The 11,919-nt window shown below is 49.3% G+C and carries 8 protein-coding genes; 4 read left to right on the top strand and 4 right to left on the bottom strand.

Features of this window, described 5'->3' with window-relative positions; genetic code table 11:
• Positions 1–113 precede the first annotated feature (113 nt).
• Complete coding sequence (flgH, locus tag Q0314_RS05335) at positions 114–815, bottom strand: flagellar basal body L-ring protein FlgH (RefSeq protein ID WP_298057318.1); 702 nt, start codon at positions 813–815, stop codon at positions 114–116.
• A gap of 62 nt (positions 816–877) precedes the next feature.
• On the opposite strand from flgH, the gene pta reads away from it, so the two are divergent.
• From pta to Q0314_RS05320, 3 genes are all read left to right on the top strand, one after another.
• The gene (gene pta / locus Q0314_RS05330) at positions 878–2,263 is read left to right on the top strand and encodes a phosphate acetyltransferase (RefSeq protein WP_298057316.1); all 1,386 of its coding nucleotides are present in this window, start codon (positions 878–880) and stop codon (positions 2,261–2,263) included.
• Positions 2,263–3,477 (top strand): acetate kinase, encoded by a 1,215-nt coding sequence (locus tag Q0314_RS05325; protein WP_298057313.1) that lies wholly within the window; start codon positions 2,263–2,265, stop codon positions 3,475–3,477. The genes pta and Q0314_RS05325 overlap by 1 nt, the downstream gene beginning before the upstream one ends.
• 320 nt (positions 3,478–3,797) lie before the next feature.
• Positions 3,798–4,736: a DUF3137 domain-containing protein gene (locus tag Q0314_RS05320; protein WP_298057311.1), complete on the top strand. Its 939-nt coding sequence runs from the start codon at positions 3,798–3,800 to the stop codon at positions 4,734–4,736.
• Between the two features lie 144 nt (positions 4,737–4,880).
• On the opposite strand, the gene Q0314_RS05315 is transcribed toward Q0314_RS05320, so the two are convergent.
• Positions 4,881–7,880 carry a molybdopterin-dependent oxidoreductase gene (locus tag Q0314_RS05315; protein WP_298057309.1) on the bottom strand — a complete coding sequence of 1,000 codons (3,000 nt, stop codon included), beginning with the start codon at positions 7,878–7,880 and terminating at the stop codon, positions 4,881–4,883.
• A gap of 10 nt (positions 7,881–7,890) precedes the next feature.
• Complete coding sequence (locus Q0314_RS05310; protein WP_298057307.1) at positions 7,891–8,631, bottom strand: 4Fe-4S dicluster domain-containing protein; 741 nt, start codon at positions 8,629–8,631, stop codon at positions 7,891–7,893.
• A gap of 167 nt (positions 8,632–8,798) precedes the next feature.
• Here Q0314_RS05310 and Q0314_RS05305 point away from each other — a divergent pair, with 167 nt between their 5' ends.
• Complete coding sequence (locus Q0314_RS05305; RefSeq protein WP_298057305.1) at positions 8,799–9,863, top strand: tyrosine-type recombinase/integrase; 1,065 nt, start codon at positions 8,799–8,801, stop codon at positions 9,861–9,863.
• Between the two features lie 191 nt (positions 9,864–10,054).
• Here Q0314_RS05305 and Q0314_RS05300 read toward each other — a convergent pair.
• A partial coding sequence (locus Q0314_RS05300; RefSeq protein WP_298057303.1) for an AAA family ATPase occupies positions 10,055–11,919 on the bottom strand: 1,865 nt, incomplete at its 5' end.

Below are 11,919 nucleotides of genomic sequence, written 5' to 3'. Positions count from 1 at the left end.
ACGAGGCGCTTTTAAATTTGGCGACGGGAGTTACCTCGTCGGTAATGACCGAGCCAAATTTAAAAGCAACGACGTATAGGGCAAAAAGACAAGCCGCCAAAAAGCAAAAGAGACTAAAAAGGCCAGATCGCCTCCATAAGCTTCGTCCCCCACGGCTTCCTCGTCGCCCTATCCACGTCGCCTTCGGTTTTATATAAGATCTTGGCGTCGGCGATGTAGCGCGAGTCGATCTCGTTGGCGTTTGAGATGTCGTACGGACGGATCACGCCGCTAAGCTGCATGATCTGCTTTTCGCCGTTTATGAGCAGTTCGCGCGAACCCTCGATAAAGTAGTTGCCGTTTTCTAGCACCTTGATGATGCGCGCTGAAATCGTAGTCGTAAAGGCCTCTGCGCGCACGCTAGATCCAGCACCCGTAAATTCGTTTTTATTGCCAGCGCTAAAGCCGATATCGCCGGCTTTGTTTAGCTGAGTGGCCAGCGTAGATAGCGGCGCGGAGCCCGCGCTAAATATCCCTCCGCCGAGGCTTATCGCACTGTTTTTGCTCGTGTCGTGCTTACCGCTGGAGCTTTGGTTGGCGCGCTCGCTGATGACTACGGTTACGATGTCGTTTACGTTCATCGCCTTGCGGTCGGCAAAAAGCGGGTTGTCGCCGCGACCAAAAAGACTGCCCGCGTTTGGTTGGTTATTGACCTGCTTGGCGGGAAGCTGCTCGACGTAAACGGGCGGCTTCATGTCTATGCGAGGATCGGCGCTAGGCAAGCACCCGCTCAAAAACGCTGCTGCAAGGGCGCAAAAGTAAATATTTTTTCTCACGCTTTACCTTAAAGTGAAAATTTTACGATAAAATAAGCAAATCAAGTTCCAAAAGGAAAATTATGGCCGATTCTATCCTTGCGCTTGGCGCGAATTTTCAAGAAATTTACGAAATTATATCAACAAAATTTAAAAATGTAGCCGTTTTTGACCCCGTCAATGATTTTTACGGACTAGAAAATGCTCTGAAAGCTTTTGAAAACGGTAGCGAGCATGAGTTTTTTAAAAGCGCGGTAAACGAATTTGACCGCCTAGCGGGGAGCGCTGATTTCGTGCTCGTTAAACCAGCGCAAAGCATAGCAAATATCGGTGAAATAGAACTAAATTTACAAATCGCTAGACATTTAAACGTTCCCGTTTTTTGCCGCGAAAATTTGAGCTTTTTTACGCGAAACTCAAAGCTAATCGTAAGCGGAAATTTGGATGAAATTTTAAATGCAAAGCAAGATATCATCACGCCTCTGCGCTTTGAAAACTCGCTATTTAAACTCGCCGCAAAAGATAAAAAAACCGTCGTTTTGACAGAAAGCGAAGACGAGCGGATACTAAGAGCGAGCGAAATTTTACTAAAAAGCGGCGCGGTAAATTTGATCCTTTTGGGCGACGAAAACGAGGTTAAATTTGACGCGGAGAAGCTCGGCGTAAATTTAAGCGACGCGAGATTTATAAATTTAGAAAAAAACGAGTACGCAGATCGCCTAACCACCGCGCTTTTTGAGGCTCGCAAAAGCAAGGGCGTAAGCATGGAGCAGGCTCGCGAGCTCGTGCGAGATAGGACGTACTTTGCCACGATGCTGGTGCAAGAAGGCCTAGCAGACGCCATGGTGAGCGGCGCAAACACGACCACGGCGCACACCATCCGCCCCGCTCTTCAGATCATCAAAACCCGCCCTGATAGCCCGCTAGTTTCAAGCTCGTTTATAATGTGCTTTGCGGAGGAGATCCTGATCTACGCCGACTGCGCGATAAACCCAAATCCGGATGCCCGGCAACTAGCGCAAATCGCTCTAGCCTCGGCGGATACGGCGCGCGCGTTCGGACTGGAGCCGCGAGTAGCGATGCTAAGCTACTCTAGCGGAGATAGCGGCAGCGGAGCGGATATAGACCTGGTTAGGAGTGCCGGCGAGATAGCGCGCGAGCTAAATCCCGCCCTAAAAATCGAAGCTCCCGTGCAGTACGATGCGGCCATAGACCCCGTAGTAGCGCGCAAAAAGCTGCCAAACAGCGACGTAGCAGGCCGCGCGAACGTTTTTGTATTTCCAAATTTAAACGCGGGCAATATCGGCTATAAAATCGCGCAACGAAGCGCAAACTGCGTCGCCGTCGGACCGATCTTGCAAGGTCTAAAAAAACCGGTAAACGACCTAAGTCGCGGATGCGGCGTGGGAGACGTCGTAAATACCGTCCTAATAAGCGCGATACAAGCCGCAAACGAAGGAGAAAAATAGTGAAAATTTTGGTTTTAAACTCAGGCAGCTCGTCGGTTAAATTTCAGCTTTTCGATATGGGCGATAACCGCGTCATCGCTAGCGGCCTAGTCGAAAAGATCGGCGAAGCAAGCTCCTATGCCAAGCTAAAAGACGTTAGCGCGGATAAAATTTACGAGGAGCGCGCTCCGCTAAAAGACCACCACGAGGGGCTTGAGGCGATGAGGCGGCTGTTTGTTAGCTCAGATATCCTGCATGATTTTAGCGAGCTAGACGGTATCGGACACCGCATCGTGCACGGCGGCGAGAGCTTTAGCGACTCGGCTCTAGTTACCCCAGACGTGATCGCCAAAATCGAGCAAAACTCCGTGCTAGCGCCCCTTCACAACCCGGGCCACCTAGCGGGTATAAAAAATGCTATGCAAGAAACGGACAAAAACGGAAGCGGCAAAAAGGTGCCTCACGTCGTCGTTTTTGATACCGTATTTCATCAAACTATCCCCGAGTACGCCTACCGCTACGCCTTGCCATTTGATCTTTGTAAGAGGCTGCATATCCGTAGATACGGCTTTCACGGCACCTCGCACCACTACGTTACCAAAAAAGCCGCCGAACATCTAGGCGTGCCGTATGAGAAATTTAACGCTATCTCGCTGCATCTAGGCAACGGAGCCTCCGCCTGCGCCGTGCAAGGGGGTAAAAGCGTCGATACCTCGATGGGTTTAAGCCCGCTAGAAGGCCTGATAATGGGCACTAGAAGCGGCGATATGGACCCTGCGGTGCTTACATATCTTTTAAATTTAGGCGAGCTCACGGCTGAGGGCATAGACGCATTTTTAAACAAAAAAAGCGGACTGCTAGGCATCTGCGGCTCAAACGACATGCGCGAAGTGGTCGTCAAGATGCAAGGCGGCGACGAGCGCGCGCATCTAGCTTTTGAGATGTTTTGCTACCGTATCAAAAAGTATATCGGCGCGTATTACGCGGTTTTGGGCCGAGTGGATGCGGTCGTTTTTACTGGCGGTATCGGCGAAAACGCTCCGTATAGCCGCGAGAAAATCTGCAACGACCTAACGCACATGGGCATCAAGATCGATCATGAGCTAAATTTTGCCGCTAGTGGCGGTATACGCGATCTAAGCGCCCCTGACGCAGCGGTAAAAACTCTCGTCGTGCCTACTAACGAGGAGCTAGAAATCGCGCTAGAAACAAAGCGGGTGATAGAAAATCTCTAAATTTGACCGCTTAAATTTGAGCTTTTGTCTGCGTGACCTGTGCAGAGTAATAAGCTTTCGGCGGGTCGCTTTGATTTGGCGAGCTTTGTGGCCTACAAATTTGACGAGTTGCTTCTGGGGCTCAGTCAAATTTGATTTCAAATTTACGCTCAAAAACGGCGGCAAATTTGGCTATCCAAACTCAAAATTTGCGCCGAGTCAAATTTGACTCCAAATCTCTCAAAATTTAAAAATCCTCGCTCAAATTTACCCAACCGATTTACTTTATTTTAAGCCGCGCTCGGTCAAAATTTACGTAAAATTTAATCAAAAGCGAGCAAATGACCCTTTCGCAAGCATTTATATTAACCAAAAACAAACAAAAAGAGTGCCGAGCCGCAGCGGCGGGATCACCCACTCTTATCGCCTTTTGCGTCGGCATTTTTGCTCTATTTTTTGCGTCGCTTAAGATTTTTGATCTAGACGGCGGAGCGGCTTTGGTTTTGCTTGTATTGTTTTTTGGCTTGCTATTTTGGGTGCCTGCAAAGCTAAAAAGCATAGGCAAAGCGCAGGACGAATACAACGAATTTTACAAAGAAGTTTTCGTCCGCGCGCTCATCGGCGAGATAGATGAAAGCTTTACGTATAGCGCTTACGGCGGCATCTCGCAGAGCGAATTTTACGCGGCGGGGATTTATAGACCGAGCACATTTTATAGCGAAGATAGCGTACGCGGCGTATATAAAGGCGTCAAATTTAGCCTGTGCGAGGTGATCAGTCATGAGCGCGAATATCCACGCGTAAATAACAAATACGTCGCCGCGTTTGTCCTGCTAAAGTATGCGTTTGATCAGTATTCGGACTTCAAGGGTAGCGTGCTAGTTTGCGAGTTTAATAAGAAATTTTGCGGCAAAACGGTCGCTGTGAGTAAGGATTTCAATACTAAATTTTTAGGCGACAAAGAGCTGCTCGACGACGTCAAATTTAATGAAAATTTTAGAGTTTTTACGACTGATAAGATAGAGGCTAGGTACCTGCTCACGCCTGCGTTTATGAGCAAGCTAAATATACTAAAAGCCTACAAAAACACTCTAAAATCGCCCAGCGTGGCCTTTATGGATAACAAATTTTATCTATTTTGCTTTAGTAGGAGAAATTTTTTCGAGGGACGACTCTTTGAGAGGCCTGATATCAACGAAGCTCGCCGCGAACAAAGATACGTCAGGCAGATGCTTAGCGTCATTGACGAGCTAAATTTGAGCTTAGATATTTATCGGTAAATTTGCCTCAAATTTGCGTAGGCTACCTTAAAAATACTGCAAATTTGACGCCGTCCGCGACAAATTTTATGCTACTTTAAATTTACCGCCCAAACGTCAAATTTAACGCGGCGACCAGGCTATGCCCTAGCCGCCGCGTTAAATTTAGCCGATTTTACGGATATTTGCAGGTAGCGCCTGTCTAGCACAGGTGCCCACTAGCCAGTCGTTTAGGCTAAATTTGCCCTTTCGCTTCGGATCTAGCAGGCCTAGTTTGTTGTGATTTACCCCTTTTTCCGCGCTTTCTAGCCAAAAGGCCGGTTTGCCATCGATAAAATGCACCCTGGCGCCAAACTCATCGTGTCCAAATCCGTGCTCGAGGCTGATGACTCCGCTAGCTACGCCGTTTGTTACGAAGGCCTCGCCCGTTTGCGAGCCGTACGGCGTCGTGATCTTGACCTTGTCGCCCGTCTTGATACCCTGCTCGCTTGCGATATCCTCGGCGATCCTTACGAAATTTTTTGGATGTATCGCGCGTAGCTTTGGACTAACGATCGTGTAGTAGTGCTGGATGTTTGATTTTCTCGAGCTTACGAGGTATTTCCATTCTGATTTTGGAAAAAACTTTTCCAGCGGAGTGCCGTCGCTAGCGACCGCAAGGGCTAGAGTCGGCGTGCCAGGCATATACTCGCCCGTGATAGAGTGCCTGTGTCCGCCAAGCGGCTCGTAGTAGATCGCAGCAGGCGTAGCGGCGGGCACTTTTACCGTCATTTTATCGCCCTTGTACGCGCTCTCGTAATCGTCAAATCTACCGCCCTTTGCCAGCACGTGCGCGACTTTTGGCTTTTCCTCGTCTTTTAAAAACGGCTCTAGCTTTTTCATGGTTTTTGAAATTTTACTTAGCTTTAGATCCTCTTTACCGATATCCTTTACGCCCTCCCCGTCAAAGGCTAAATTTGCCAGCGCCGCGGCGTAATACTGCTCTTTAGTATCCAGATCCATCGGCTTTCCGTCTTTGTCCTTAAAGGCGCCCTTGCCAAATCCTTTGAGCCCGAGCCTCTTTGCCACCGCGATATAAAAGGCCTCTACGTCGATTAACGTGCCGTCTGCGGAGCGGTCTTGTTTAGCGGCGACGGCCGGGTAGCGTACGACCGAGGTTTTAGCTATCGTACCCCAAAGCGAGTTTGGCAGCGCCCAGTTTTCTAGATTTACCCCGTCTGGCACGATGTAGTCGGCGTAGGCGTTAGTTTCGTTCATAAAGGCGTCGATACCGATGAAAAGCGGTAAATTTTTGCTATCTTTTAGTGCTTCAAGCACCGCGACCTCAAGCCCCGCCTGCCCGTACATCACGTTTGTCATGTAGTTTATAAACGCTTTTACTTTGTACGGATAGCCCGCGGCATGGCTAGTGAGCGTTTCGTTTACCAGCGGCATCGAAATAGGATACCACGGCTGCTGCGCAGGATAGCCGCTGCCGCCTGCCGCGACTTTACGCTTAAACTCCGAGCTCGTTTCGTAATACTTGCCCGAGCGGGATAAATTTAGCCCGTTTGGCTTGTATGCGCCCTCGAAGCTCTCCAGATCGTATCTACCTTTTAAAAACTCATGCGTGCCCGCGCTTGCGTTTATGCTGCCCCCCTTGTAGCCGTATGTGCCCATTAGCGTATTTAGGCAAAAGATCGCGTACGTGCTCATCGCCGCTTGCGTGTGCATCATGCCGCCGTGGACGTTGGTGCTGACCTGCCTGCCGTTTTTGGTGAAATTTTCGCACAGCCAGAGGATATCCTCCACGCTCACGCCGCAAATTTTAGAGTACTCTTTGAGGCTGTGTTTGTAGGCGGACTCTTTTAGCAGCTGTATCGAGCTTTTGACCTCGACTTTTTTGCCGTTAAGTAAAATTTTGCCCTTGTAGTAGAGCTTGGCCGGCTCGTTTATCTTATAGCTTTGGATTTTGCCGCTTTGAGAGCAGACCTGCCACTCGTCGCCCACGAGCGCAAATTTGCCGTAGTCTGGGTGGCCTTTTTGCGTGATGACTAGGTGGGTGGCGTTGCACCAGTGTATCTCGCCCGCTAGCTTTGCCTGCTCCAAATTTGGCTGCATGAGGTAGTTTGCGGCGTATTTTTCATTTTCTATGATCCAGCGTATCATCGCCATAGCAAGCGCAGTGTCGGTGCCGGGTTTTATACCGATCCAGCGGCCTTTATCGGAGGCGGCGAATTTGACGGCGTTTGTTAGCGTCGGATCTACCACCGCATAGCTGAAGTCATCGTTTGTACTTCTTGCGTGGGCGACCATTTTGGCTTGCTTTTGGAATGGATTTCCGCCGTTTGCCGGCGAGGTGCCCCAGTAGATGGTAAATTTGGAGTTTTCGTAGTCGGGCTTAGTATGAGCAAAGCCTTTTGCGTTGTGCGCGATCTTGCCGCCCACTCTAAAGCCGCCGCCGCAGATACCGCCGTGCGAGTAGTGATTTATAGTGCCGAATGATTTTTTGATAAAGCGATCGACGATATCCGAGCGTCCGTCGTAGAGATAAAAGCTTAAAAGCTGGTTGCGCTTGGTGCCGTATTCTGGATTTGCCTCGTCGATGAGCTCGTCTGAGTGTATGGCTCTAAGCCCGTCCACGTGCCCCTCGCCGAAAAGATCCCCGCCCTCGACGACCTCCTCGATGAGCTGTTCGAAACTGATCTTTTTCCACTTGCCCTCGCCTCTTTTTCCTACTCGCTTTAGCGGCGATAAAACCCTAATAGGCGAAGCTATCATCTCCGGTAGCGCCGCGCCTCTAGCGCATACAGTAGCGCGCCGATCGTCCTCGCCGCTAGCCGTTGTTGCTAGCAACGCGTCGTTTATCGAGGTTTCAAAGCTCGCCCAGTGCACGTTTGATAGCGGGTGATAGGGGTTGCCCGTGCATCTTAGTACGCGGTCTGCTTTTTCGTCCACGTGCAGGCGCAGTCCGCACTTTGCCACGCAGCCGTGACACATAGAAAATACCACGCTATGGCCGTCGTTCATCGAAATTTTGCCGTCTTTTACGCTAAATTCGGGCTGAAGCGAGCTGCCCTGCGGTTTATAGTCGTCTTTTATTTTAGCAGCGTCGTCCGCTACCGCAGCGGTCGCGCCTACGGCCGAGATCATCGCCGCGTTTTTTAGAAATTCTCGTCTTTGCATTATTTTCTCCTTACAGCGCGATCTCTTCGCTCCAGCTGATCGCTTGTTTGTAGCCTTTTTTAGCCGCCAGTTCCTTGTCGTTCTTAGCCAAAATTTCGCTCACGCCGTAGTAAAAAACCTGCGGATGCGTGTTTTTCGGACTATCTAGCACCATCGTCTCGTGAGCGGCTAAAAATTTCCTGATATTTGAGTTTTCGTCGTTTAGATCGCCTATTATGCGGCTTCCGCCGACGCAGGTCTCCACGCACGCAGGTAGCAATCCCTCGCGCAGTCTGTGATCGCAGAAGGTGCATTTATCGACCTTATAGGTCTGCATGCTTAGGTATCTGGCGTGATACGGACAGGCCTCGGCGCATAGAGCACAGCCGATGCACTCGGTGCTATTTACTTTGACAATGCCGTTGCTTCTTTGGTGGCTCGCGCCCGTCGGACAAACGTCGATACAGGCTGGATTTTCGCAGTGATTACAAAGGCGCGGCAGCGAGGCGATAACGGCGCGGTTGCCGTCTTTATCGCTAGCTTCGTACTCCGAAACGATCGTCCTAAAGGCGCCTGCTTGGACGTTGTTTTCCATAGCGCAGTTCATCGTGCACGACTGACAGCCGACGCAGCGCGTGAGGTCGATGACCATGCCGTAGCGCGGACCTTTGGTTTTTTCAAAAGTATTCGGAGCGGCCCTAAGCGCGGTAGAGGCGATAAAAACACCAGCCGCAGCGATAAAGCTACGACGCGAACCTAGCGTTGATTGCATTTTTTCTCCTTTGAATCAAAATGGTTTCGTAACTTTATCATAACTTAACTTAAATGATAATATTAATATTTTGATTAAAAGTGTTTTTCAGATTACCCCAAAATTTATTTTTTAGAAGCGTTTGGTTATAATGCTTTTCAAATTTTTATAAATTTAAGGAAAATATCTTGAAATACGCGCTTGATTGCAAGGATAGTTTTGAAAACTCGTTTATATTTTGGCTGACTCGTTACGTCAAATTTAAGCTTAGCTCGCTCTCAAACAAAGAGCTTCGCGACCCAAAGGCGCTAGCAAGCGTAAATTTCGCCCTTAGCCGCGATATAAAAAATATCGACCAGCTAGACGGCCTCGTAAAATCGGCTAGAAACGCAGGACTAACGGGCATAAATACGTATTTTAATCCGCTTAAAAAGATATTCGAGACGCTCAAATTTTACGAGCTAGAGAGCCTAAAGCAGATTGACGAGGAGCTGCTAAGCGAGGTGCTAGCTAGCGTCACGGGCGGGCTAAGCGATGCTAGCAAAAAAAACTACCGCATAAGCGCGATAAATTTTTTCGCATTTTTGGATAAGCAAAACGAAGAGGACGGCAAGGCGCACGTCTTTGACATCGAGCTGAAAAACTGGGGCGGCGTGGGCGGCTCGCGCGGGCAAAAACTGCCTGAGTTTATGAGCGAGGATGAGGTTAAAAGATTTTTGGAAGCGATCGAAAATGCGGAGTTTAAAAGCAACGCCAACCGCAACAAGCTCATCATTAAAATTATCATTTTCACCGGCATCCGCGTGAGCGAGGCGCTAAATCTAAAGCGCAAAGACATAGCCGAGGACGGCGAGCTCTACGTCATAAGAATCCGCGGCAAAGGCAACAAATACCGCGTCGTCATGATCAAACGCCGCCTCATCGAGGCCCACCTAGACGCGATCGCGATAAACTATATAAATAAAGAAGGCTATCTTTTTATCAACAAAAAAGGCACGCGCCTAACGCAGGCCTACGTGAGCCGCATCGTCGAGCAGATACTCTTTAAAGCAGGCATCCGCAAGGAAAAAAACGGCGCTCACATGCTGCGTCATACCTTTGCCACGATGCTTTACAAAAAGCAAAAAGATCTCGTTTTAGTGCAAGAAGCGCTCGGACACGCGAGCCTAAACACCTCGCGAATTTATACGCATTTTGATAGCGAAAAGCTCAAGCTCGCCGCTCAGGTAGCCGAGGAGCTAAGCGGGGAGTAGCCGCTAAATTTGAGCGGTTTCAAATTTGACTCGGGCGGCTAACGGCACGCGAGCTTGCTAAATTTGCGAGTCAATATGCTGTTTTCAAATTTGAGCAGTCTGTATAATATAAGATAATTGCGCGGTTAAATTTAAAGGATTTGACGGGAGAATAAAAACGGCCGCGCTAAAAACGCGACCGTAAATTTGGGTTAAATTTTAGAGATCGTTATTTTTTCTTTGTCGCTACCAACTACGATCTCGTCGCCGCTTTCAAGCTCGTCTCGCAGGATCATATCGGCTAGCGGATCTTCCACTAGCTCATAGAGCGCGCGGCGAAGCGGTCTAGCGCCGTAAACGATGTCAAAGCCCGCACCCGCGATAAATTTCTTAGCCTCTTCGCTTAGGCTTGCTTTTATACCGCGATTTTGCAGCGTTTTTTCAAGCTCTTTAAACATTATATCTACGATTTTTATGAGCCCGTCTTCATCAAGCGGGTTAAAGATTATCGTGTCGTCGAGGCGGTTTAAAAACTCGGGTTTAAAGTAGTTTTTAAGCTCGTTTTTGACCGCTTGCTCGCGCTCCTCGCCTTTTAGATCCATGATGAAATTTGACGCGATGTTGGACGTAAGGATGATGATCGTGTTTTTAAAATCAACCGTCACGCCCTTGTTATCAGTCGCCCGCCCGTCGTCTAGGATACCTAGAAGCACGTTAAACACGTCCTTGTGAGCCTTTTCAATCTCGTCAAAAAGTATAACGCTATACGGACGTCTGCGCACGGCTTCGGTCAGCTGTCCGCCCTCGTCGTAACCCACGTATCCAGGAGGCGCTCCGAGCAGGCGAGAGACGCTGTGCTTTTCCATGTATTCGCTCATATCAAAGCGTATGAGCGCGCGCTCGTCGTCAAATAAAAATTTAGCCAAAGCCTTCGCCGACTGCGTTTTACCCACGCCAGTAGGTCCTAAAAACAAAAACGATCCGATCGGACGCGCGCCCTCGTTTAGACCCGCTTTGTTTCGTTTGATAGCTCTTGCTAGCGCGTGCAGAGCTGCATCCTGGCCGACGACGCTTTCGCGCAAATGCTCCTCGATCATTAGGTATTTTTGCTTTTCGCTAGTTAGCATTTTGCTGACCGAAATTCCCGTCCATTTGCTTAAAATTTCAGCCACCAGCTCCTCATCGACCTGATTTTTGAGTAGCACGCCGCCTTTTTTCATCTCGTCCCATTTTTTTTCGAGCTCTTTTTGGCGGTTGGCCGCTTCTAAAATTTTGCCGTATTCTATCTCGGCCGCGCGCTGCAAATCGCCGTTTCTGCGCGCTATCTCGGCCTCGCTTTTTAGGCTATCTATCTCTTTTTTAGCTTTTGAGATGCCGCCAAAAACCGCCTTTTCGTTTTCAAATTTACCGTCAAGGGCGTGCTTTTGCTCGTTTAGATCTGCGATTTGCTTTTCTATTTCGTTTAGGCGAGCGGCGTTTTTGGCCTCGTCTTCCATTTTTAGCGCCTCTTTTTCGACTTGCAGCGTTACGATCTCGCGTTTGATGCGGGCGAGTTCGTACGGTTCGCTTTCTATTTGCATTTTGAGCTCGGCTGCGGCCTCGTCGATGAGATCGATCGCTTTGTCGGGCAAAAAGCGGTTTGAGATGTAGCGGTCGCTTAGCTTTGCCGCCGCAACCAGCGCGCTATCGGTGATAGTTACGCCGTGGTGCACCTCGAGGCGCTCTTTTATGCCGCGTAAAATTTGAAGCGCTTCGTTTACGCTAGGCTCTTTTACGTCGATTGGCTGGAAGCGGCGTTGCAACGCGGCGTCTTTTTCGAAATACTTGCGGTACTCTTTTAGCGTGGTTGCGCCCACGGCGTGCAGTTCGCCTCTAGCAAGCGCGGGTTTTAGTATATTTGCCGCATCCATGCTGCCTTCGCTAGCTCCCGCGCCCACGATAGTGTGGATCTCGTCGATAAATAGGATGATATTTCCCGCGCTTTTTACCTCGTTTATGACGGCTTTTAGCCTGTCTTCAAACTCGCCGCGGTACTTCGCGCCCGCGATTAGCGCACTCATATCAAGCGCGATGACGC

This window comes from uncultured Campylobacter sp. (assembly GCF_938040115.1).
Classification (GTDB): Bacteria; Campylobacterota; Campylobacteria; order Campylobacterales; family Campylobacteraceae; genus Campylobacter_A.
Note: the sequence above shows the minus strand (reverse complement) of the source record. Positions and strands in the feature narration are given on the sequence as shown.